Here is a 22325-nt window from a genome sequence, read left to right as displayed (position 1 = left end):
CTGGCCGGGATTTTTATAAAATTATTTTATTATTTTGGATGGGAGTTGAGAAAATGGTTATGCATAGTACGGAAGTGAGAGTCAAAAAGGGGTTAATTTTTGACATACAGAGCTATTCAGTACATGATGGTCCGGGTTGCAGGACTTTGATTTTTATGAGCGGATGCCCTTTGCGCTGTGAGTGGTGCGCTAATCCGGAAGGGCTGATGGTAAAGAAACAGGTAATGTTTAGCAGCGTGAAGTGCAAGCATGAATCATATAACTGTCATTATTGTATAGATAATTGTTTTTATCAAGCTATAAAAATCAGCAATTCTCGTGAAAATATCCTGGAATTTGATCGTGAAAAGTGCAGCAGTTGCGAAAATTTTCTTTGTGCAGTAGCCTGTCCCTATGAAGCCATAAGGATAGTGGGAAGATGGATGTCTGTGGATGCTTTGCTGAAAATTCTAGATAGGGACAGACAGTATTGGGGTTCCGGAGGGGGAGTAACCTTTAGTGGAGGCGAACCTTTTGTACAGCATGAGTTTTTAATGGAAATGCTTATGCGCTGCAAGGATAAGTATATACATACAGCTATTGAAACTAGTGCATATGTGGATACAGGCATATTTTTACAGGCTTTTCGCTACCTGGATTTTGCGTTTATTGATATAAAGCACATGGATGATTTTCAACACCGTGCTAAAACTGGGGTTAGCAACAAGCTTATTTTGCACAATATAAAAGCTCTTTCTCAATCCGGATGGAAAGGGAGATTGGTTTTGAGAATGCCGGTAATAAGAGGGTATAACGATAATGATGAAAATATTGAAAAGATAATTGATTTTATGAAGGAACTGGGGCTTTTTGAGATAAATATTCTTCCTTTTCACAGATTGGGAGATTCTAAGTGGAAGCAACTGGGGCTGGTTTATAAGTATGCTGATGAGACTGGTACTCCGCGGGAAAGGTTAGAGGAGATACAGGATAGATTTTTGGAAGCGAGAATAGCCTGTTATATAGGACATGAAACCTGCTTTTAGTCTTTAATTTTTAGTTGTGGGAGGAGGTAGTAAAAAATATGTTGGGAGTTAGAGATGTAAATGCTAAAGGAAGTTTACGCATTAAGTTGCTAATGATAGTATGTGGGATAATTTTTATTAACTGTGCCTTATTGGTAGGAGTGGCTATTAAAACTTCCAGTTATATATTGCAGAGGGAAATTGAAAATTCTATGCAGAAGGTAGCAAAACAAGCAGCGAATACTATAAGTTCACGTAATGCAGCGCGTTTTTGTGTGCTGGAAGGGATGGCGTCTAACAATGTGGTAGTTTCTAAAGACACTTCCATTAATGAGAAAGTAGCAATTTTAAAGGAAGAATTTTTGCGCAACAAAGAAAAATTGTATTTTTTAGATTTAGTTTTAAAAGATGAACAAGGAAATTTATATAGCATTAGTGGGACAGATTTGCTTCATGCCTATGAGGTTAACTTAAAAAAAATGCCTGCAGACAGTAATTATATTTCCAGCAGCTTGGTTAGTAAGAGGGGAGATGTGGTATTTGTTTATTCAGTTCCCATTTATGCCAAAGAGAACGGTCAAAAAATAGGCGCACTTATGGGGCTTGTTGATGGCAAAAAACTTTCTGAAATGATAAGTTCAATTTCTTATGGCCAAACAGGGTATGCTTTTGCTGTTGATGAGAAAGGCAAGACTATTGCACACCAAAAATTAGAAAAGGTTATAGATGAAGAGAATATACCGGAAATGGCCAAACAAAATGCGGATTTAAGTGAAATTGCGGAACTGATAAAAGAAATGGTTTCCGGAAGGTCAAAAGTAGCTGTTTATAGTTATCGTGGAGAAAAAAAATTGATGGCTTTTGAAAAAGTACCAGGCACTAATTGGAGTTTGGCTTTGACAACTCCTGTGAAAGAGGTCTTACAGCCTGTCAGTATGCTTAAACAGAAGATGCTTATCATTTCATTTTTGATACTGTTTTTTATGCTGATTATACTATACTTAGTGATTGGTCATATGACAGGCATGATAAGAAATGTTGCAGAATATGCCTTTAACATGGCGGAAGGAGATTTTAAAGGAGATAGTTGGGAAAAATATAGCGGTAGAAGTGATGAAATAGGGATTTTAGCCAGGGCTTTTAGGGATATAAAAAATCACCTGGGAGGAGTTTTAAAACAGGTTACAGATGCTGTGAACAATAATAGGCATACGGCAGAAGTTTTGACAGGTTCTGTACGTGACATGACGCAAAGGGGAAAAGAAATAGGGGATGCTCTTGGTTATATTGCTGCTGGAATGGAAGAAGCCAGTGCTTCTATAATGGAGATAAATGCGGTAATGGGCAATATAAATACAAAAGCTCAATTTTTAAAAGAAGAAGCTCTGTCGGGTTTTGAAAAGGTTAAAGAATTGGAGAAAAGTGCAGAGAACATGCGCTTGAATGCTGTTGAAGCTCAGGAAAGAGCATGCCGTATTTATAAGGAAAAACAGGATTTAATAAGTCAGGCAGTGGCTTCAGCACAGGTAGTTGAGGAAATATCAACGATGGCGAACAGTATAACTGATATTGCCGCGCAAACTAATTTATTGGCCTTAAATGCTGCTATTGAGGCAGCCCGAGCTGGGGAACATGGTAAGGGATTTGCAGTAGTGGCAGCAGAAGTGCGTAAGCTGGCCGAACATGCTGCCAACACTGCTGAATCTATTCAGCATGTAGTTTCTGATGTAAATATAGCGGTCAAAAATCTTACAGAAAATATAGGAGAAGTTTTAGATTTTGTGGAGAATAATGTAATCAATGATTATTCAGGAATGGTAGAAGCAGGGGAAAAGTATGCAGAAAATATGAAAGTTGTTGAAAATATAACCTCACGTTTTGTTGCTTCTATGCAGGAAGTTGCCAGTATGCTGGAAATTGCTAATAAGAATATCGAAGGCATAACAGCGGCTGTACAGGAAACTACCGCTTCTACAACTACGGTAAACCAGCATATTGATGAAGTTATAAGAATATTGAATAACATAGAGGAAATGTCAGAAAAACAGCTGTATGTGGCTGATGAAATGGTAAAAAGTACTCAGTTTTTCAAGTTGTAGATTAGATTTTGATAATATGCTTGCTAGGATCAGCTGGTCAGTAGGAATCCTAGCAAGCTTTTGTTTTATTCCGGCAAGGTGCTTTTCCAGGCTTTAAATACCATTTCCCGGCTTTTTTCTCTTATAACCGGGTCGTTTAAGGCGATTTGATAAGCTTCTTCTTCTGTTTCAGTGTGATAGATAATAAGTCCGCCGCTGTGGTCCATAAAGGGACCTTTGGCAAATATCTTGCCTTCTTTTATATACTTGTCAAGATATGCTTTGTGTTCAGCAAGGACAGCGGCATCTTTTTCCGGGTCGACTGTGGTGAGAAAAGCGACGAAATAAGGCATAACTGTTCCCCCTTCTTTTGTTTTGGCATGTATATATTAGCATAACAAAAGGCGAATGCCAAAGGCTATTTATAGAAAAAGAGAATGATCCTAACCGGACCTGGTTTTAAATTTAACGGTTGATTAAATGGAAGATATATATTATTATAAAAACATCAAAGGGGACTAATTTAATCCACAATAAAGGGGTAGCAAAATTGCAGATAACGCGGCAGAGTGAATATGCTATTCGTACTATGCTGGAACTGGCCAAGGCTCCGCCGGGGGAACTGGTATCTACCCGGGTTATTTCGGAAAGGCAGGATATACCGGAAGATTTTTTAAAAAAGACGGTAAAGCTTCTGGTGCTGGCTGATCTGGTAGTAACCCAGCGGGGAAACAGCGGAGGCATAAGGCTGGCCAGGCCGGCAGACAGGATAACTATTGCAGATATAATAACAGCAGTGGAAGGGCCTATTGCTCTTAATGTATGCCTGCTTCCCGGCTATAAGTGCCCAAATCAGCCGGAATGTGTAGTTTCAAGGGAACTTAAGCGGGCCCAGGAAGCTATGCTTAAAGAACTAAGCCGGCATACTCTGGCAGACTTGCTTAAGTAAATTTTTTTAGCCCCAAAATAGACTAAAAAGGTAAAAATAATCAAAAAAGTCCCCTGCCTTAAAATATTAGAAATAAACGGGAGGATGATGGAATGTACTGCAATCAGTGTGAACAGACCTCAAAAGGAGCAGCCTGTACTTCAGTAGGGGTGTGCGGCAAGAAGGAAGAGGTGGCTTTGCTTCAGGACCTGCTGACATATGCTCTGTCAGGAATGGCAGAAGTTGCCCTGGAAGCGAGGCAAAAGGGAATAAAAGATGTAAAAGCAGATGCTCTTTTTCTGGAGGCTATGTTTTCTACCCTTACCAATGTCAATTTTGACCCGGAGAGGATAAAGGATTATATAATAAAGGTTGCTGCGGCAAGGGATGAACTTAAGCTTAAAATAAGTGATTTTATAAGTGATGAAATAGCAGATGGTTTTAAACCTGTTGATGACATGGATGTTCTTTTGGCGGAAGCATCTAAAATAGGACTTATAACCGACCATCCTGATACAAACATAAAATCCCTCAAGGAAACCTTGCTTTACAGCCTGCGCGGAATTGCTGCCTATGCTTATCATGCCAGGGTGTTAGGCGAAGAGGATGAAAAGGTTTTTTCTTTTCTCTATGAAGCTTTATCTGCTATCCGCAGGGAGGAAATGAGCATCGATGAATGGCTGGGGCTGCTTTTAAAATCAGGAGAGATAAACCTGCTTGTTATGGAACTTTTGGATAAAGGCCATACGGAAACTTTTGGCCATCCAGTACCGACTGCAGTGCCTCTGGGACATAAAAAAGGCAAATGTATACTGGTCTCCGGGCATGACCTGTATGATTTGAAAATGCTTCTGGAAGCTACTCGGGATAAAGGGATATATGTTTATACCCATGGAGAAATGCTGCCAGCTCACGGCTCTCCTGAGCTTAAGAAATACCCCCATTTATATGGCCATTATGGAACTGCCTGGCAGAACCAGAGAAAAGAGTTTGAGGGTTTCCCGGGCCCTATATTGATGACCACCAACTGCCTGCAGGAGCCAAAAGAAGCATATAAAGCCAGCATATTTACTTCAGGGCCGGTAGGCTGGCCGGGGGTAAAACATATCGAAAACCACGATTATGATGAACTTATTGCTAAAGCTCTGGAAATGCCGGGGTTTGAGGAAGACCTGGATGCAGGAGAGGTTATGACCGGGTTTGCCCGGCAGGCGGTTTTAAGTGTGGCAGATAAAGTGATAGAAGGGGTAAAAACCGGTGCCATCAAGCATTTCCTGCTGGTAGGCGGCTGTGATGGAGCCAAGCCGGGAAGAAGCTACTATACTGAAATAGTAGAAAAGGCCCCCCAGGATACAGTTATTTTGACTTTGGGATGCGGAAAATTCCGCTTCTTTGACAGGAAACTGGGGGCGATCGGTGAGATACCGAGGCTTCTGGATGTAGGACAGTGCAATGATGCTTATTCAGCGGTTAGGATTGCACTGGCTTTGGCAGATGCGTTTGACTGCAGTGTAAATGAACTTCCGCTATCCCTGGTGCTCTCCTGGTTTGAACAGAAGGCGGTATCTATCCTGCTTACCCTGCTGTATCTGGGAATTCGGGATATAAGGATAGGGCCAAGCCTGCCAGCTTTTATATCTCCTGATGTATTGTCTGTGCTGGCAGATAAGTTCGGCCTTAAGCCTATAAGCACTCCCGAAGAAGACTTAAGGGCTATATTAGGATAAAGCATATTTTTCTATAAAGCCGGCATGGGGATATATTCTCCGGGTGCCGGCTTTATGTTTCTGGTGTTTACAGTATATAATGTAAAAAATGGGATGCAGGTATTTGGGGGATAGTTTAAGGAAAGGAGGATTTTATGTCCTATCCTCGTCCGCAAGAAAAGAAAAAATTCTCTTATCGCGATTATCTGCGCTGGGATACAGAGGAAAGATATGAGCTTATAGATGGAACTCCTTATCTTTTAGCTCCCGGGCCAGGCAGGGAACACCAGCGTATATCCGGGCTGCTTTTTGCCGAATTTTTTAATTATCTAAAAGACAAACCGTGTGAAGTTTATGCAGCTCCTCTGGATGTACGTTTGCCGGAAAAAGGACAGGATCCTGATGAGGCTGTCAATGTACTGCAGCCTGACATAATGGTGGTATGTGATATGTCTAAGCTGGATGACAGGGGGGTTATTGGAGCTCCTGACCTGGTGGTGGAGGTGATTTCTCCCGCTACGGCCAAGCGGGATTTGCACGAAAAGTTTCTTCTGTATGAAAAACATGGGGTAAAAGAGTACTGGGTGGTATTCCCCATGGAAAAGGTTATAGATGTTTATAAACCGAATGAGGAAGGGAAATATGAAAAAAGCGGCACTTATTATAAAGGTGACAAGCTTATGGTAGGCATTTTTCCGGATTTGGTGATTGACCTGGGGGAGGTTTTTGGCAGGTAAATTTAACTTTATTAAGCTGCTTTAGTTTTTGTTGGCTAAAGCAGTTTTTTTTATTTAGAAGAATTATTGATAAATTTTATAAATAATGATATATATAACAATGGATTAACCAAAAAATAATTTATTATTATAGGGAAGGAGAAAGATAATGTCAAAAAGCTGGAAGTTAAGCGAAATTGTAGTTGGGGCTATGATCGCAGCTGTTATGGGAGTAGTTTTTGTATTTTGGAGCAACCTTTATATTCCCCTGCAATCTCTTTTGGGTCCTATAGGGGTAGAAATAATGTATGGAATGTATTTTGTCCCCGGCATACTTATTATGTATATAATGCGCAAACCGGGAGCAGCTGTAGTAGGCTCTACCCTGGCTGCTTTTATATCGACCTTGGCAGGAGATCCTTTTGGATTTGTAAATGTAATGGTTGCTGGTTTTATACAGGGCTTAGCCCCGGAGCTTGTATTCTTTCTTACAGGATATAAACGATTTTCAGCAGGTACCCTGATTATTGCAGGGGTAGTTACAGCTTGTGCCATATTTGTAAGGGATTATTTTGTGTTTGGTTATGCAGCCATTCCGGGTAAGGTTTTATTCGGTATGATTATAGTGCGTATGATAAGCGGGGCTTTGATAGGTGGGCTTTTAAGCAAGCTGGTTGCAGATGGCTTGGCGAAAACCGGTGTTTTGTCTAATTATGCCATTGCCCGGCAGGGATAGGGAGGTAAATCCTTGCAAGATTTGCTGGAGATCAAAGATTTATCAGTAAAATATGAAGATGCAGATGAACCCATTTTGTATGGTTTGAATTTAAAAATAAAGAAAAATACTATAACTCTGGTTTCCGGGCCAAGTGGGGGCGGAAAAAGCAGCCTGGCTTATGTTTTAACAGGGCTTATTCCTTTTTCTATAAGGGCAGACGTAAATGGTCAGGTAATATATAAGAATACAAATATTTTAGGCAAAAAGCCGGAACATCTTTGTCATGAATTAGGGCTGGTTATGCAGGATCCAGAAATGAGTTTTTGTACTACTACGGTAGAAGATGAAATTGCTTTTGGACTGGAAAACCTGGCAGTAGCTCCAGCGAAAATCGATAATATAATTGATGAAACACTGGGCTTGCTGAATATAAAAGATTTACGTTATCGGCAGCTGCATCAACTTTCGGGAGGAGAAAAACAAAAAGTAGCTCTGGCATGTATTTTGGCCATGCAGCCGGAGATTTTGATTTTAGATGAACCCAGTGCCAATCTAGATCCTGCATCTGCCCGGGAACTTAGAGATTTGCTTGTATCTTTGAGGGATAAACATAATAAAACCATAATTTTAATAGAGCACAGGCTTAACTTTTTTTTGGCCATAGCTGATGAGTGGGTAACAATCGATAAAGGTAGAGCCTGGGCAAAAGACTTAAAGCCAGTTAGGCAAGCAGCCAAGATAACTGGCTTACGAGGTTTAAAAAATAATTTAGACCTTTTAAAATCAGAACCAAACCAGGGAGCAGAGTTTCCTCTTATTGAGATTAGAAATCTCTTTTTTGCTTATACAGGTGGCAGAGAAGTTTTAAGGAATATAAATCTAAAAATTAATAGAGGCGAGTTTGTTGGATTGGTTGGACGGAATGGTTCCGGGAAATCTACTCTGGCCAAACTGGTTTTGGGTCTTTTTAATAACTACAAGGGAGATATAGTTGTTAAAGGGAAAAACTTGCGCAGGATGAAGAGAAGGGAAATTATGCAGGCTTTAGGGATGGTTTTCCAGAATCCTGAACATCAGTTTGTTTCTTTCCGCACTTATGACGAACTTTTTTATACTTTAAAAGTGCTAGGCTGTGAGGCTAAACAGGCAGAACTGAAAGTGAAATCTTGTCTGGAAAAGTTCAGGTTATTGGAAAAGGCAGAACTAAGTCCTTATAAACTGAGCCAGGGTGAAAAACGGAGACTTAGTGTGGCATCTATGCTTATTGCTGGCCAGGAAGTGCTTATTTTGGATGAACCTACTTATGGGCAGGACAGGCATAATACCATGGAATTGATGCAGTATATGAAAATGCTCAATGAAGAAGGTATGACTATAATTATGATTACGCACGATATGGAAATTTTAAATGCTTACTGCCAAAGAGCGGTTGTTTTAAACCAGGGAGAGATAATTTTTGATGGTACTCCTTATGAACTTTTTCAAAGAGAGGAGATATTGCAAACAGCGGGATTGGAAAAACCAGGGCTTTTAGAAGAAAGTTGTGAAGTTATCAGCAGTTAAAAAATGAGTTCATTAAATTTATATATAAATGGAGAGAAGCAGATTGTTTAATCAGGCGATAGCTGGAGAGATGGTGGAACAAAATTTTTTAAACAGCATAAATCCCTTGATAAAAATTATTGCCTTAATTGTGGTCACAGTTTTAATAACTTTTGACTATAAGCCTTATTTACCGGCTATGATTATTGTGACCTGTTTTATTGCGGTATGGATTTTGGCTTCGAATATATGCTTACAGTTTTTGAAAGCGGTATATCCATTTTTATTTCTTGCTTGCGGATTTATATTGTTTACCATGATTACCCGCGGGATTAAAGGGGAGATGGGGGAATATACTTTTTGGCTTTTTAGCTGGACAGAGTATGATTTGACTTTGGCCTTGGCTTTAGGTTTGCGCATATTAGCGATAATTGTTTCTTCCATATGCTTTATTATGACTACCAATCCTGTAGACTTAACTGTAGCCTTGATTAAATATTTTAGATTGCCACCTGCCCTGGCCTATTCAGCCTTGGCGGCCTACCGATTTTTGCCTACTATTAGGGAAGAGATTGAAAGTATAAGGTTTGCCCATGAAATAAGAGGGGTAAATAGCTCCGGCAGTATGCTGGAAAAGATAAGGTTTTTAAAGGTTTATCCTATTCCACTGCTGGCAGCTGCTGTGAGGAGGGGAGAAAGGGTGGCTTTGGCTATGGAGGCGCGTGCCTTTAGCTCGCGGCGGGAGAGAACTTATTACCGAAGCTTGCAGTTTACCAAAAAAGATATAGGGTTTTTGGTAGTGTTTTTGGTTTATATTATTACGGTTGTGGTATTATTTCATAAGTTGGGCATAAGCTATTTCAGTCTGGGGTTTGATATTTAAATATTTTTACAAGGAAGTGATAGGAATGCCTTATAAACATCCTAAAATAACTTATGGCCTGCCTGGTGACCCTCTAGATAGGGAACTTATTAGTGAATATGTGGAAGATTTAACCATGGCTTTAGGGTTGGAAAGGGTGCCCGTGGGAGTAAAGCTGGTTTTTTCGGAAGAAGAATACAAAAGTTTTGATGTTGAAGAGATTAGGGGAAAAATGAGCTATTGCTGCATGGTGGAGAGGGCTACCCGCGGTTATGGAAATAAATCGCTCCTTGTCCATCATAATTGTGATGGGGGAACAACTGCCCTGGCATTGGAGGAAAGTACAGAGCACATAGAATCAGGACAGGAATATTTTTCATATAATCTATATGCTACTCCAGCTGCAGCCAGGCGCACCCGTGAGGGAGTGCCAGGTTTGTATCGCCTGGGGGTTAAGACGTACGGGGTTATAGTACAGCCTCTAGTTGATTTTACAGTAATGCCAGATGTAATTATATTTATTGTAAATCCTTATCAGGCCATGCGTTTGCAGCAGGGGTATATTTATCATAAAGGGGGAAGGCTTACTATAACAGGGGCTTCCATGCAGGCTATCTGTGCAGAGGTCACGGTGGAGCCTTATCTATCTGGAAGATTAAATTTGAGTCCTTTATGTCCTTCTACAAGGCTTCTAGCTCGCTGGAAAGATGAGGAGATGGCGGTAGGCATACCGGCAGAAAATTTTGTTTCCCTTGCTGAGGGAGTGATTGCCACTATAAATACTACAGATATAGTGAAACGCAAAAAAGAAATTGTGGAAAGATTCAGGGCTAAAGGCAAAGAACTGCCTTTGGACTTGAAAGAAAAGGAAATATAAAATTAAAGCAGGGTGTAAAACCCTTGCTTTTTATTTTGGCGTAAATTAATATTTTTGATATAAAATGCTTTTGTAGAAAAATAGAAAATAAAGAAGAAGGAGGGAAATGGTCCTATAGCAATAAACAATTCGGTTTTGTATATAAGATTAAATGAAAATTAAATAAATATTAGAAGGTAAGGGGAGAGGAGTTTTGAAAAGCATAAGGGCAAAAATAATTGCTGGAATTCTGGCTCTGGTGGTGCTGGCTTCTTTAACTACCGGTTTGCTGGCTACCGGAGGAGCTAAAAAGGCGGTTCTGGAGCAAGCCCAGATTGGGCTTAAGACAGCAGCCAAAGAAGATGCCAAGACGGTTGCCAGCCGCATTCAGGGGAATTTAAGGCAGATGCAGGTACTGGCTGACTATGATGAAATAAGGAGTATGGATTTAAAACGGCAGCTTCCCGTGTTAAAAGAGGCTAAAGAGGAGTATGGTTTTTTGGCGATAGCGGTGGTTTATCCTGACGGCAGGGCTTATTATGATGACGGAACGACTGCTGATCTGGAGGACCGGGATTATGTAAAGAAAGCGTTTGAAGGTACCCCTAATGTGTCAGATGTTATTATCAGCAAGGTCACCGGACAGCCGGTAGTCATGTTTGCTGCTCCGATAAAGGTGGACGGGAAGGTGGCTGGAGTCCTGGTAGGCAGGCGTGATGGCAATGCCTTGAGCGAAATGGTTGATGACATGGGGTTTGGAGAGACTGGATATGCATACATAATTAATGAAAAAGGGACAGTTATTGCCCATCATGATCGGCAGAAGGTTATCGATCAGCTTAATCCAATAGAAAAGGCTAAACAGGATAAAAGCATGGAATCGGTAGCCAGGGCTTTTGAAAAAATGCTGAGGGAGAAACAGGGGATTTCTCGTTATTTCTTCAATAATAGATGGATATATAATGCATTTATGCCGATAGAGGGGACTACATGGATATTGGCGGTTACTGCTCCTGAGAATGAGTTTTTGCGGGAAGTCAGCAAGGTGCAGAAGCAAAATATACTGGTTACATTACTGGTGATTGTTATCGGGTTTTTTGTAAGCTATATTCTGGGGCGGATGCTGGCCGAACCTATTATTCAGGTCGTAAAAAATACCGAGCGCATAGCCGAGCTTGACCTTACCGGCGATATGGATGAGAAGCTTATGAAGCGCAAGGATGAAATCGGGCATCTATCAAGGATATTCAAGCATATGCAGGATTCCCTGCGCATGGTTATGGGTGATATAAAGGCCAAAGCTGATGAAGTGGCAGGAAATGCGGAATCACTGGCTGCGGTATCGGAAGAGATGGCAGCATCTTCCCAGGAGGTAGCTACCACCATGCAGCAGGTAGCGGAAGGGGCTACCAACCAGGCTCAGGATCTCATGGATATATCAGAAGCCATGCAGGGAGTTATAGACAGTATAGAATGTGTTTATAATGCTTTGCAGGAGCTTAAGGATGAGACAGACAATACAGCACGTAAAGCCGATGCCGGTAAAGTGGAACTTGGCAAGCTTACCCGCTCGATTGAAGATGTCAGCAGAGCTTTTGAACTGGTGGTGGCTAAAGTAGAAAACCTTACTTCATCAGTACAGGAGATAAGCAGTATCACTGATATAATATCCGGCATATCGGAGCAGACTAATCTTCTGGCTCTTAATGCAGCTATTGAGGCAGCCAGGGCAGGAGAGGCAGGGCGAGGCTTTGCTGTAGTTGCCGATGAGGTAAGAAAGCTGGCGGAAGAATCCCGGCTTTCCACGCAAAAGATAGCGGAGCTGGTGGCTTCTATTACCGGGGATGCGGGAGAAGTTACCAGAACAGCCAGAGAAGTGGGAGAGCTGGTGGAAAAACAGGTGGAAGTTTTGACCAACAGTGTAAAGGCTTTTGATGAAATAATAGGTTCTGTTGAAAAGGTGCCGGTGTATCTTGATGAAACTTATAGACAGATGCAGGGCATAGTAAATTCCAAGGATGTAGTAGTTGAGAAGGTGGCCAGTGCCAGTGCGGTAGCTGAGGAAAATTCAGCAGCTACTGAAGAAGTGGCTGCTTCTTCAGAAGAGATGACTGCTTCTTCCGAAGAAGTAGCAGCTACTGCGCAGAACCTTAACCAGATTGTAATGGGGCTTAAGGAAAGTATAGACAGGTTTAAAATATAAAAAGCCTGAGCAAGCTAGCGAGGGACTCCGGCAGGAGTCCCTTTTGTTGTGCCATGATGAGGAGAGGTTAACCTTTTTACCTTATCGTGCTTTATTTGAGTTATAAGTATGTTTTATAGCTTCCCTGGTTTGGCATATTGCATTTTTAAAAGGGCATATTAATATATAAGTATATACTAATATATTTAAAAAGTTCCGGAACAGATAAAGATAGATTAAGGGGGAAGGCCAAGGTGTATGAAGAGGTTTTTAAGGCCCTGGGGGAACCTACCCGGCTCAGGATAGTAAGATTGCTTGCAGAAAAAGAACTTTGTGTATGCGATCTGGAGGAGATAATGGATATCAGCCAGCCCCGGATTTCCCAGCATTTAAAGGTGCTAAAACAGGCCGGCCTGGTAAATGAAAGAAGAGAGGGGCCAAAAAGGATATGTTCCTTTAACCGGGAATTTTTCGATAGGTTTATGCAGGAATTTTCGCTTTTTATGAATCGCCCTTTACAGGAAATAGAGGGATTTGAAAAGGAAGTAAAGCGTATGGAAGGATTAGATTATGATACCTGCGCGATAAGGAGAAAAAATACAGCTAAAACCAGGAAAAAGATGATGCTTTAGGAGGAGAGTAAAATGGATTTTTTGCTTGCTATGCTTAAAGGCGGTTTTAATGAACTGTTAAACTACCTGTCTTTTCATGTTATAACCTGTCTGGTGCCGGCCTTCTTTATTGCCGGGGCCATGGCGGTGCTGGTAACCAAAGGCGCGGTCATAAAATATTTTGGAGCCGAAGCTAAAAGATGGGTAGCCTACGGGGTAGCTTCTGTATCCGGCCTTTTGCTGGCGGTATGCTCATGTACGGTGCTTCCCCTTTTTGCTGGTATATACAGCCTGGGGGCAGGAATAGGTCCGGCTACTACCTTTCTCTATTCGGGACCGGCTATTAATATTCTGGCTATTGCCCTTACCGGGGCTGCTATCGGCTGGCATATGGGAGCAGCCAGAGGGGCAGGGGCTATACTGTTTTCCATAATCATCGGGGTTATAATGTCTTTGCTTTTTAGAAAATCAGAAAGGGAGAGATTGGGGGAAATTGAAAGCCTGCCCGGGGAAACCAGTGAAAAATCAGGCAAGTTTCTGGTTGTATTTTTTGGAGTGCTGGTAGCCATACTTATCGTAAGTACCAGCAAGCTGGGGACCTGGATAAAAATTGCCGTAGATATTGGCCTTATAAACTCTATTGCTATCATGGTACATCACTATTTTGCAGAAGGCGAATTTAATTCCTGGATGGAAGAAACCTGGAGCCTGGTTAAGATGGTAGTTCCCACCCTTCTGGTAGGGGTTTTCCTGGTAGGCATGGTTACAGCAGTGCTCCCTCCACAGTGGATAGCAAGGTATGTGGGGGAAAATACTCTGGGAGCCAATTTTGCAGCTTCCCTGGTAGGGGCTCTGTTCTATTTCTCAACTTTGACCGAAGTTCCGATTGTGAAGGGACTTATCAATCTGGGCATGAACCAGGGGCCAGCCCTGGCACTGCTTCTGGCAGGACCAGCAGTAAGCATCCCCAACCTTTTGGTAGTAAATAGGATTATGGGCTTTAAACGTACTCTGTCTTATTTTGTGCTGGTAGTAGTTATGGCGACCTTGACTGGATGGCTTTATGGGCATTTCTTTGGCTAAAAATTTTTTAATACCAAAAAGGAGGATGATAGGATGAAAATTGAAGTTCTGGGAACCGGGTGTGCGAAATGCAAGAAGCTGGAGGAAGAGGTGCGCAATGTTCTGGCGGAAATGGATGTAGCGGCTGATATTGAAAAAGTAGGGGATATAAAAAAAATCATGAGCTATAAGGTTATGATGACTCCGGCTCTGGTGGTTAACGGCAAAGTTAAGTCATCAGGCAAGGTTTTAAAGAGGGAAGAGATAAAGAAGTTTATCCAGGAAGAAATGCAGTAATTACGGAATAAAAAAGTTTTATTTTGCCGGCAGGCTATTAAAAATGAGGCTGCCGGCTGCCTGAACATTTATAGGGATAAGGAAAGGAGAAGGTATGGATAAAAATAGAAAAATTATTTTATTGATACTGTTGCTAATCGCAGCGGGTGTCTTTTATTTTGGCAGCCGTTATCAAGAAAAAAAAGATATTTCCCCTTCCGGGAAAAGCCCAGCTTCCCAAATAGAAGAAGCTAAACAGAAGGGGAAGCCGATGTGGATTCTTTTTAGTTCTACTTCCTGTCCAGCCTGTGTGGAGATGAAAAAGGTTTTTGACAGGATAGAACCGGAATATGAAGGAAAGGTTCGCTTCATAACTGTAGATGTTGATGCAGAGAGCAATTATGACCTTTTACGTGAATATGAGATAAAGTATATACCTGCTACCTATATCATTGATGATAAAGGGGAGATAAGCTACCATAATATAGGGCTTGTACCGGAAGATACCCTGCGGGAGGAACTTGACAAGGTGGTGAAGTAAAGCTGGAACAGTGGCTAAACCAGGTACTTCCTCAAATTCTGGAGAGTTTTTCTCTTTATGGTTATTTGCTGGTTTTCCTGGCCGGGATTATAACCAGTATCGGCCCCTGCAACCTCAGCATGGTTCCTGTAATTGTAGGATATATAGGAGGGCAGGATGCGAGCCGCAGGAAGGGTTTTGTTATTTCCCTCCTTTTTACGCTGGGTACAGCTACTACTTTTATGCTGTTAGGGCTTTTTATAGCGGTAGCGGGAGGCATTTTCGGCGTAAAAAAGATGGTTATTTATTATCTGGTAGCTGGCGTATGTATTATTTTAGGCCTGAATCTTATGGGGATATTAAAGTTTAATATCAATTATGGAAGTAGTCTTTTACGCTATGCCGATAATGCTAAAGGGCTTTCAGGCAGTTATTTTCTAGGGCTTGTCATGGGGCTGGTTGGTTCGCAGTGTGGAACCCCGGTGCTCCTTGTTATACTTTCGCTGGCTCTGGCCAGCGGCAGGTGGTTTTATGGTGCCACCCTCCTTTTTGTGTATGCTTTGGGACGGGGAGTGCCGATTATAGCGGCAGGAACTTTTACCGGGCTTTTGACCCGCATGGATGCATTTGCCAGGTGGAATAATATTTTAGAAAAAGCAGCTGGGCTTATAATAGTAATTATGGGAGGATATTTTGCATGGCTGGCTTAGATGAAATAATGATTATAGACCTTGAAGGAAAAAAGTGTCCCTGGTGCAGCAATACTGGAAAGAAGGTTCCCAGGAAAACGGTGGCAAGTTTGTGCCCTTATGTTGAATTAAATAATGAAAACTATTATCTTTGCACTTCTCCGCAGTGTGAAGCTGGCTATTATACCCCTTCCGGAGAAGTTATTCCTAAAGATAAACTTGCTGTTCCAATATGGTTTAAAGAGGAATCGCCGGTTCCTGTATGCTACTGTGCTGATGTAACTGATGAAGAGATATGGCGGCATGTTGCAGTGGATAAATGCTGCAGCACTCTGGAAGATATACAGAATCATACAGGAGCCAATACTGGATGCCGCTGTGTGGAAGCCAATCCAGCGGGTACATGATGCCGAACGGTAGTGCAATCGGTGATTGCTGAAGCATTAAAAGCCAGAAAAAACTGATAGAAAGGAGAATTATGCATGGAAAATTCAGTAAGCTCTAGGCTTTCTTTTTTGGATCGCTACCTTACTTTGTGGATATTTTTAGCCATGTTTGTAGGAGTAGGCCTGGGTTTTATTTTTCCCGGTTTTGCTGACTGGCTTAACAGCCTTTCCGTAGGTACTACTTCCATACCTATCGCTATTGGGCTTATTGTTATGATGTATCCTCCGCTGGCCAGGGTACGTTATGAAGAGATGGGAAATGTATTCAAAAACCGCAGGGTGTTGGGCTTATCCCTTTTACAGAACTGGATAATAGGACCTGTATTGATGTTTGTTTTGGCTGTCCTTATTTTGCCTGCTTATCCTGAATATATGGTGGGAGTAATCCTTATTGGACTTGCCAGGTGTATAGCCATGGTTATAGTATGGAACAGCCTGGCAGACGGCGACAATGAATACGCAGCAGCTTTAGTGGCATTTAATTCTATTTTCCAGGTAATATTCTATTCGGTATATGCTTATGTTTTCATAACTGTACTCCCTGCCTGGATAGGATTGGAAAGCATGGAAGTAAAGGTGTCCATGGGAGAAGTGGCCAGGAGTGTCCTTATCTATCTTGGCATACCTTTTGCCGGCGGCTTTTTGACCCGCTATTTCCTGCGTCCGGCTAAAGGGGCTGAATGGTATGACAGGGTTTTTGTGCCCCAAATTAGTCCGATAGCTCTTTATGCCCTTCTTTTCACCATAGTGGTCATGTTTTCGCTTAAGGGAGAATATATAGTTACCCTTCCCCTGGATGTTTTGCGTATTGCAATCCCTCTTTTGCTCTATTTTGTTTTGATGTTTACGATTTCTTTTTTCATTTCTCGCAAACTGGGGATAAATTATGGACAGACAGCCTCGCTTTCTTTTACTGCAGCCAGCAATAATTTTGAACTGGCCATTGCCGTAGCTGTAGCGGTATTTGGCATCAATTCCGGACAGGCTTTTGCAGCGGTAGTAGGGCCGTTAATTGAAGTTCCGGTTATGATCTGGCTGGTTAATGTGGCATTAAGGTGGAGAAAAAAATATTTTGGCGAGGAAAAAGGGGTTGCCTTATAAAGGGGAGCCCCTTTAGCTTAAGTATGATTTTTACAAAAGTGCTGCTTTATGTTTACAAACTAAAGCTATAATTTAAATAATTTTAAATAAAGGGGGAAAATAGATGGTAGCCGAAAAAAAGAGGATAATTTTTGTATGTACCCAGAATTCAGCCCGTTCCCAGATGGCGGAAGGGCTTATGCGGGCGATGTACGGGGATAAATTTGAAGTTTTCAGTGCCGGGACCAGACCGTTTCGGGTTAATCCGTATGCCATAAGAGCTATGCAGGAAATAGGGATTGACATCAGCAGCCATCGTTCCAAGAGTATAGATGAGTTTGCCGGTATGGAATTTGATTATGTAGTTACCGTTTGTGACAATGCTAAAGAGGAATGCCCTTATATTACAGGAGGAAAGGAATACCTGCACCATAGCTTCCCTGATCCTGCTAAAGCTAACGGAAGTGATGAGGAAATAATTTCTGTTTTTGCCCATGTCAGGGATGAAATAAGGGATTGGCTCAAGGCGCAGTTTGGTGAGTAGAGATTTTTTATAACTGGATTGTTTTTTCGGGGCTGTTTGCTTAATATATGAGGTGAACAGCCTTTTTTGTTTTTTATATATGTCAAGATATAAGGCCGGTATATGCTGTATTGATGGAGGTGAAATTCATGCTGCCATTCCTGTTAGTTGCTGCTGGAGGAATATTGGGGGCACTGGCCAGATATATGACGGTTACCGCCGCCAGTTCACGCTGGGGGACTTTTTTTCCTTATGGGACCCTTATTGTGAATGTAGCAGGATGTTTTATGGTAGGTTATCTTATAATTAAAAGCATAGAAGGCGGTTTATCGCCTAATCTGCGGCTTTTTCTGGTGGTAGGCTTTGGCGGGGCTTTTACCACTTTTTCTTCTTTTTCGGCGGAAACTCTGCTTCTTCTGCGGGATGGCCTTTATATTTCCGCTCTTTTAAATGTGGGACTTAACCTTTTCTTATGCCTGGCTGCCACTTTTATGGGTTTCATGATGGCCAGAGCTTTATAATGGAGGTGAAACTTTTTGAGCACTTTTAAGTTTTCCGGGCCGGCCAAGAGACTGCGGATATTTGTGGGTGAGGGGCACCGCTATAAGAATATGCCTCTTTATCATGCTCTGGTTTTAAAGGCCAAACAGCTTGATATGGCAGGAGCCACCGTGACTAAAGGGATAGAAGGCTTTGGAGCCCACAGCCGCATTGTGACCAGCCGTATTGTAGATATATCTTCCGATTTGCCTGTCGTGGTAGAAATTGTAGACAGCGTGGAGTATATAGAAAAATATCTGCAGGAGATTGACGGCATGATTAAAGAAGGGCTTATTACCCTGGATGATGTGGAAATAATAAAGTATTCCAGCCTGGAAGGAGAAAGGCTTATAAGGATCAAAAAAGATAAGGAAGCAGAAGAAAAGTAAAGTGACTGAAGAATGTTGTATACTCTAATTGAGGGCTGGACGAAGAAAGATATTCATTATATGCTTAAATTAGAGGAGAACTTCTCATAAGGTTTAAGCTTTAGAGCTTAAACTGGAAAGAGAGGGGATGGCCATGAGATATGAGGATCTTTAAAGCGGGCAGATATCTTTTAAAGATATTGCCCGCTTTTGGTTTAAGGCGGTATCTTGGGTTTTGGGGCAAAGGAAGGTGAAGGCAGATGATGTTCCGGAATATGCTTAAACAGTTTATGGCATTCTGGCAGGGGTATTTTGATGATAATGTTTGGAATCAGACGAACTATAAAGAATTTGTGGACTGGATGTACTGTCATGGCGTGGATGTAGAACATTATCTCCCTTACTGGAAATAAATCAAATAAGTTAAAAAGGCGGGCTGCCCGCCTTTTTATGGTTTTATAGCAGGGTTTGCAGTATGGCGAAGAGGAATTCCAGGGCAATAAGGGCAATTATAATCCATTCCAGAAAGTTGGAATGCTGTACATTAACTTCATTGCTTAAGAGAGAGTAGTTTTGGTAGATAACATTGGTCATGCGGCTCAGGCTTTCTGACCACTGGTAGGTTCTGAGAACGCGCAGGGTAGTTTCATAAACCCGGGCATAATAGATGTCTTCCGTTATTTTTATAAAGTTTTTTATTTTTTCGGTTACTTCTGTTATGTCAGCTATTATTTCCATAAGTTCTGCCATTATCTGGCGATAAAGCTTTAAACGGGCATAACGCGAAAGGTTTTCAGCTTCTTCTATGTCATCATACATTTTTTCCATATGTTTGTTTAAAATGGCGTCATAGTAGCGCAGCTCTAAAAGCTGCACATTGGCAAACTCGATTAAATCCCGCAGATCTTCCGGATCTTCCGGATCGCAGAGCAGGGCGGTATCCCAGCTTATTATGGCAAAATCGTCTTTGCTGTAAGACAGGGTGTTGTTCATTATCTGCTGGCGCATTGCCGTGCTGAAGTCAGTTTTTTCCCCCATTAAAACAGGCATGGGGTCAGGTGCTTCTTCTGGTTTGGTAATGCGGTAGATAGTGTAATCTTCATAAAAATCGGGGTCGATTTTTGTTTCTCCCAGATAAGGGGATAAAGTATGGCTGAGTATGTCTATGTAAAGGGAAAAAGCCTCTTCCAGGCCTTTCTGGCCGGCAAAGGAGAGGGCGAAATCTGTCAAACCTGATGGTGAGTTGGCATTATTTTCATAAATAAGGCAGATACTTACCGCTCCTATGTCATATATGCGGGCTTTAGCCTGCAGAAATATTTTATGCTGCTGATAGGTAATGGCGGAACTTCCAAGATTTATAAGGAGAGGGGGGACATCAAGCTGTATAGAGCTGGGTTTAACCCTTGAGAAACGGCGGCGGCTTATATTATGGTCATCGGCCATTTCCTTTTCCAGTTTATCAAGGTTAATCTCTTTGCCTGTTTCGTATATGCGGTAAAAATAAGCGGCAAACATCAAAAAATCCTCCTGTTTTGCTGGCTTCAATTTATTTTAATATTTTTTCGATTTCTTATCAAATTAGATACTTTTTTAATTTGTATTTATTTTCCGAATATATTATTTTAAATTGAAATACTTTACCTTGCCAATATTAAGTAATAAAATAAAGCTAGACTTAAAAACGGGGGGTATAATAATGGCAGCGACTAATTTTTTGTATGACCTGAGGGATGCCAAATTTATTCTGAAAGAATGGCTGGATTTAGAGAAGCTTTTAAGCTATCCTGCGTTTAAGGATTATTATTCGGTGGATGATGTGGATTCTTTCCTGGATGTTGCCTACAAGATAGCCCGCGATGTAGTAGCGCCTGCCAATGAAGATGCTGACAAGATAGGGGCCCAGTTTATTGATGGCAAGGTAGTCACTCCCGATTCTTTTAAGGAAGTTTACAAAACCTGCATGGAAGCCGAATTGGGTCCGCAGATTGCCGACCGTGAAGTGGAAGGGCATCTTCCCTGGACTATATATGCACCTATGGGAGAGATGATTATTGCCGCTTCAGCAGCTATTCCCACTTACTGGGGACTTACTGCCGGCGCAGCTGGCGTCATCCAGAAATATGCCTCTGAAGAACTTAAAAAACGTTTTCTCCCCAAGATGTTTTCCGGGGAATGGGGCGGAACCATGAACCTTACCGAACCAGGAGCCGGCTCTGATGTGGGAGCTGTTACTACCAAGGCTTATCCTACCGATACCCCGGGCCTTTATAAGATTAAAGGCACCAAGATGTTTATAACCGCCGGTGATCATGATATAGCTGAAAACTTTATCCATCTGGTGCTGGCCAGGATAGAGGGAGCCCGGGAAGGCACCGCCGGTTTGTCGCTTTTTATCGTTCCCAAGATATGGGTGAATGAAGATGGAAGCCTGGGCGAGTGGAATGATGTAACTACTGTCGGAATAGAGCACAAGATGGGGCTTAAAGGCTCAGCTACCTGTACCCTGGCTTACGGGGAAAATGACCGCTGCTACGGATGGCTTATCGGGGATCCTCCGGGAGAAGACGGCAAAGGGCAGGGCATGAAGCAGATGTTTACCATGATGAATGAAGAACGCTTGAATACTGGCCTTTTGGCTCAGGGGGTTATGGCAGCTGCCTGCTATAATGCTATTGCCTACAGTAAAGAAAGGGTGCAGGGTACCAAGCTTACTAATCCCAAGGGCCCCAGGGTTAGAATTATCGAGCATGAAGATGTAAGGAGAATGCTGCTTTTACAGAAATCGGTAGTTGAAGCCTGCCGGGCGCTTCTTTTCAAAACCTATTACTATGTTGACCTGGCCCATGAAAGTCCGGATCCGGAAGAAAGGGAATATGCCTACAATATGTTTATGCTGAATAATCCTCTGTGCAAGGCTTATACTTCTGACATGGCCTGGCTGATGTGTGGAGAAGCTATCCAAACCTATGGAGGATATGGTTTTATCGAAGAATATCCCGTAGCCCAGCTGGCAAGGGATGTCAAGATATTCTCCATCTGGGAAGGGACTAACTATATTCAGGCTCTGGACCTGGTAGCCCGCAAATTTACCATGGGCGGCGGCAAGTACCTGATGGCCTGGATGAAGGAAATAAGCAGCTTTATTGAAGAAAACAAGGGTACCCCCGGATTTGAAAAAGAATTCCAGATGCTGGCTGACTGTTATGCGGACTATCAGGCTATCCTGGGACAGCTTAACAAATTCTTCAGTGAAGGTAAAATAGCTATGATGCCTCTGTATGCTACCCGCATTTTACATGCCACAGCCATGATCTATTGCGGAAAGCTGATGCTGGAACAGGGGCTTCTGGCCAACAGGAAGCTTAAAGAGTTAGGCGAAGACCATTATGATGCCAGTTTCTACAAAGGGAAAATTGCCACTTCTAAATTCTATGTCATGAATGTAGTTCCGCAGATTTTCGCTATAAGAAGGATAATTGAAGCAGGAGATGCCACGGCCATTGAAATTCCGGAAGAGGCGCTGGGCAATTTCTAAAAATCAAAACTGGCATAAAAACGCTCCCTGGAAAAAGCAGGGGGCGTTTTTTATTAGCATTTTTTTTGGTAAAACAGGCA

Annotated in this window: 23 protein-coding genes and 1 pseudogene; 22 read left to right on the top strand and 2 right to left on the bottom strand. The window is 42.0% G+C overall.

Features of this window, described 5'->3' with window-relative positions; all coding sequences use genetic code 11:
• The first annotated feature begins 38 nt into the window (after window positions 1–38).
• Window positions 39–1025 carry a 4-hydroxyphenylacetate decarboxylase activase gene (gene hpdA / locus ACZ42E_RS09090; protein WP_464892014.1) on the top strand — a complete coding sequence of 329 codons (987 nt, stop codon included), beginning with the start codon at window positions 39–41 and terminating at the stop codon, window positions 1023–1025.
• 38 nt (window positions 1026–1063) lie between these two features.
• Window positions 1064–3103 carry a methyl-accepting chemotaxis protein gene (locus ACZ42E_RS09085; RefSeq protein WP_464892013.1) on the top strand — a complete coding sequence of 680 codons (2040 nt, stop codon included), beginning with the start codon at window positions 1064–1066 and terminating at the stop codon, window positions 3101–3103.
• A gap of 65 nt (window positions 3104–3168) precedes the next feature.
• On the opposite strand, the gene ACZ42E_RS09080 is transcribed toward ACZ42E_RS09085, so the two are convergent.
• Complete coding sequence (locus tag ACZ42E_RS09080) at window positions 3169–3435, bottom strand: YciI family protein (protein ID WP_464892012.1); 267 nt, start codon at window positions 3433–3435, stop codon at window positions 3169–3171.
• 197 nt (window positions 3436–3632) lie between these two features.
• Here ACZ42E_RS09080 and ACZ42E_RS09075 point away from each other — a divergent pair, with 197 nt between their 5' ends.
• The 19 genes and pseudogenes from ACZ42E_RS09075 (at window position 3633) to ACZ42E_RS08985 (ending at window position 19120) form a co-directional block, all read left to right on the top strand.
• A complete protein-coding gene (locus ACZ42E_RS09075) occupies window positions 3633–4031 on the top strand; it encodes an RrF2 family transcriptional regulator (protein WP_464892011.1) in 399 nt (132 codons plus the stop codon).
• Window positions 4032–4123: 92 nt separating this feature from the next.
• Window positions 4124–5737, top strand: coding sequence for a hydroxylamine reductase (hcp, locus tag ACZ42E_RS09070; protein WP_464892010.1), 1614 nt, complete (start codon window positions 4124–4126; stop codon window positions 5735–5737).
• A gap of 134 nt (window positions 5738–5871) precedes the next feature.
• The gene (locus ACZ42E_RS09065) at window positions 5872–6453 is read left to right on the top strand and encodes a Uma2 family endonuclease (RefSeq protein ID WP_464892009.1); all 582 of its coding nucleotides are present in this window, start codon (window positions 5872–5874) and stop codon (window positions 6451–6453) included.
• Between the two features lie 148 nt (window positions 6454–6601).
• A complete protein-coding gene (locus ACZ42E_RS09060; protein WP_464892008.1) occupies window positions 6602–7168 on the top strand; it encodes an ECF transporter S component in 567 nt (188 codons plus the stop codon).
• 12 nt (window positions 7169–7180) lie between these two features.
• The gene (locus ACZ42E_RS09055) at window positions 7181–8713 is read left to right on the top strand and encodes an ABC transporter ATP-binding protein (protein ID WP_464892007.1); all 1533 of its coding nucleotides are present in this window, start codon (window positions 7181–7183) and stop codon (window positions 8711–8713) included.
• Window positions 8714–8741: 28 nt separating this feature from the next.
• Window positions 8742–9575, top strand: coding sequence for an energy-coupling factor transporter transmembrane component T (locus ACZ42E_RS09050; protein ID WP_464892006.1), 834 nt, complete (start codon window positions 8742–8744; stop codon window positions 9573–9575).
• Between the two features lie 25 nt (window positions 9576–9600).
• Complete coding sequence (locus tag ACZ42E_RS09045; protein WP_464892005.1) at window positions 9601–10431, top strand: DUF169 domain-containing protein; 831 nt, start codon at window positions 9601–9603, stop codon at window positions 10429–10431.
• Window positions 10432–10624: 193 nt separating this feature from the next.
• Window positions 10625–12613, top strand: coding sequence for a methyl-accepting chemotaxis protein (locus ACZ42E_RS09040; protein WP_464892004.1), 1989 nt, complete (start codon window positions 10625–10627; stop codon window positions 12611–12613).
• Window positions 12614–12846: 233 nt separating this feature from the next.
• Entirely contained in the window at window positions 12847–13224 is a 378-nt protein-coding gene (locus ACZ42E_RS09035; protein WP_464892003.1) for an ArsR/SmtB family transcription factor, read from the top strand.
• A 12-nt stretch (window positions 13225–13236) separates the two neighbouring features.
• The gene (locus ACZ42E_RS09030; protein WP_464892002.1) at window positions 13237–14286 is read left to right on the top strand and encodes a permease; all 1050 of its coding nucleotides are present in this window, start codon (window positions 13237–13239) and stop codon (window positions 14284–14286) included.
• Between the two features lie 33 nt (window positions 14287–14319).
• Window positions 14320–14562: a thioredoxin family protein gene (locus ACZ42E_RS09025; protein ID WP_464892001.1), complete on the top strand. Its 243-nt coding sequence runs from the start codon at window positions 14320–14322 to the stop codon at window positions 14560–14562.
• Window positions 14563–14656: 94 nt separating this feature from the next.
• Window positions 14657–15082 carry a thioredoxin family protein gene (locus ACZ42E_RS09020; RefSeq protein ID WP_464892000.1) on the top strand — a complete coding sequence of 142 codons (426 nt, stop codon included), beginning with the start codon at window positions 14657–14659 and terminating at the stop codon, window positions 15080–15082.
• Between the two features lie 65 nt (window positions 15083–15147).
• A complete protein-coding gene (locus tag ACZ42E_RS09015; protein ID WP_464891999.1) occupies window positions 15148–15771 on the top strand; it encodes a cytochrome c biogenesis CcdA family protein in 624 nt (207 codons plus the stop codon).
• A gap of 8 nt (window positions 15772–15779) precedes the next feature.
• Window positions 15780–16154 (top strand): annotated as a pseudogene (locus ACZ42E_RS09010) ((2Fe-2S)-binding protein); the annotation flags it as partial.
• A 78-nt stretch (window positions 16155–16232) separates the two neighbouring features.
• On the top strand, window positions 16233–17297 hold the full coding sequence (gene arsB, locus ACZ42E_RS09005; protein ID WP_464891998.1) for an ACR3 family arsenite efflux transporter: 1065 nt from the start codon (window positions 16233–16235) through the stop codon (window positions 17295–17297).
• Between the two features lie 103 nt (window positions 17298–17400).
• Window positions 17401–17820: an arsenate reductase ArsC gene (locus ACZ42E_RS09000; RefSeq protein ID WP_464891997.1), complete on the top strand. Its 420-nt coding sequence runs from the start codon at window positions 17401–17403 to the stop codon at window positions 17818–17820.
• A 128-nt stretch (window positions 17821–17948) separates the two neighbouring features.
• Entirely contained in the window at window positions 17949–18320 is a 372-nt protein-coding gene (crcB, locus tag ACZ42E_RS08995) for a fluoride efflux transporter CrcB (protein WP_464891996.1), read from the top strand.
• Window positions 18321–18335: 15 nt separating this feature from the next.
• Window positions 18336–18728, top strand: a complete 393-nt coding sequence (locus tag ACZ42E_RS08990; protein ID WP_464891995.1) for a DUF190 domain-containing protein — start codon at window positions 18336–18338, stop codon at window positions 18726–18728.
• 239 nt (window positions 18729–18967) lie between these two features.
• Entirely contained in the window at window positions 18968–19120 is a 153-nt protein-coding gene (locus ACZ42E_RS08985; RefSeq protein WP_464891994.1) for a hypothetical protein, read from the top strand.
• 43 nt (window positions 19121–19163) lie between these two features.
• On the opposite strand, the gene ACZ42E_RS08980 is transcribed toward ACZ42E_RS08985, so the two are convergent.
• Complete coding sequence (locus ACZ42E_RS08980; protein ID WP_464891993.1) at window positions 19164–20225, bottom strand: RMD1 family protein; 1062 nt, start codon at window positions 20223–20225, stop codon at window positions 19164–19166.
• Between the two features lie 181 nt (window positions 20226–20406).
• Here ACZ42E_RS08980 and ACZ42E_RS08975 point away from each other — a divergent pair, with 181 nt between their 5' ends.
• Window positions 20407–22245, top strand: a complete 1839-nt coding sequence (locus ACZ42E_RS08975; RefSeq protein WP_464891992.1) for an acyl-CoA dehydrogenase — start codon at window positions 20407–20409, stop codon at window positions 22243–22245.
• Window positions 22246–22325: the final 80 nt, after the last annotated feature.

The sequence above is a fragment of the Thermosyntropha tengcongensis genome, assembly GCF_055381335.1.
This window is presented reverse-complemented; position numbering and strand designations above follow the sequence as displayed.

What these genes read in the sequence shown, in the direction of transcription:
- hpdA (WP_464892014.1), top strand. Translation starts at nt 39, where the DNA reads ATGGGAGTTGAGAAAATGGTTATGCATAGTACGGAAGTGAGAGTCAAA.
- ACZ42E_RS09085 (WP_464892013.1), top strand. Translation starts at nt 1,064, where the DNA reads ATGTTGGGAGTTAGAGATGTAAATGCTAAAGGAAGTTTACGCATTAAG.
- ACZ42E_RS09080 (WP_464892012.1), bottom strand. Translation starts at nt 3,435, where the DNA reads ATGCCTTATTTCGTCGCTTTTCTCACCACAGTCGACCCGGAAAAAGAT.
- hcp (WP_464892010.1), top strand. Translation starts at nt 4,124, where the DNA reads ATGTACTGCAATCAGTGTGAACAGACCTCAAAAGGAGCAGCCTGTACT.
- ACZ42E_RS09065 (WP_464892009.1), top strand. Translation starts at nt 5,872, where the DNA reads ATGTCCTATCCTCGTCCGCAAGAAAAGAAAAAATTCTCTTATCGCGAT.
- ACZ42E_RS09060 (WP_464892008.1), top strand. Translation starts at nt 6,602, where the DNA reads ATGTCAAAAAGCTGGAAGTTAAGCGAAATTGTAGTTGGGGCTATGATC.
- ACZ42E_RS09050 (WP_464892006.1), top strand. Translation starts at nt 8,742, where the DNA reads ATGGAGAGAAGCAGATTGTTTAATCAGGCGATAGCTGGAGAGATGGTG.
- ACZ42E_RS09045 (WP_464892005.1), top strand. Translation starts at nt 9,601, where the DNA reads ATGCCTTATAAACATCCTAAAATAACTTATGGCCTGCCTGGTGACCCT.
- ACZ42E_RS09030 (WP_464892002.1), top strand. Translation starts at nt 13,237, where the DNA reads ATGGATTTTTTGCTTGCTATGCTTAAAGGCGGTTTTAATGAACTGTTA.
- ACZ42E_RS09025 (WP_464892001.1), top strand. Translation starts at nt 14,320, where the DNA reads ATGAAAATTGAAGTTCTGGGAACCGGGTGTGCGAAATGCAAGAAGCTG.
- ACZ42E_RS09020 (WP_464892000.1), top strand. Translation starts at nt 14,657, where the DNA reads ATGGATAAAAATAGAAAAATTATTTTATTGATACTGTTGCTAATCGCA.
- arsB (WP_464891998.1), top strand. Translation starts at nt 16,233, where the DNA reads ATGGAAAATTCAGTAAGCTCTAGGCTTTCTTTTTTGGATCGCTACCTT.
- ACZ42E_RS09000 (WP_464891997.1), top strand. Translation starts at nt 17,401, where the DNA reads ATGGTAGCCGAAAAAAAGAGGATAATTTTTGTATGTACCCAGAATTCA.
- crcB (WP_464891996.1), top strand. Translation starts at nt 17,949, where the DNA reads ATGCTGCCATTCCTGTTAGTTGCTGCTGGAGGAATATTGGGGGCACTG.
- ACZ42E_RS08985 (WP_464891994.1), top strand. Translation starts at nt 18,968, where the DNA reads ATGATGTTCCGGAATATGCTTAAACAGTTTATGGCATTCTGGCAGGGG.
- ACZ42E_RS08980 (WP_464891993.1), bottom strand. Translation starts at nt 20,225, where the DNA reads ATGTTTGCCGCTTATTTTTACCGCATATACGAAACAGGCAAAGAGATT.
- ACZ42E_RS08975 (WP_464891992.1), top strand. Translation starts at nt 20,407, where the DNA reads ATGGCAGCGACTAATTTTTTGTATGACCTGAGGGATGCCAAATTTATT.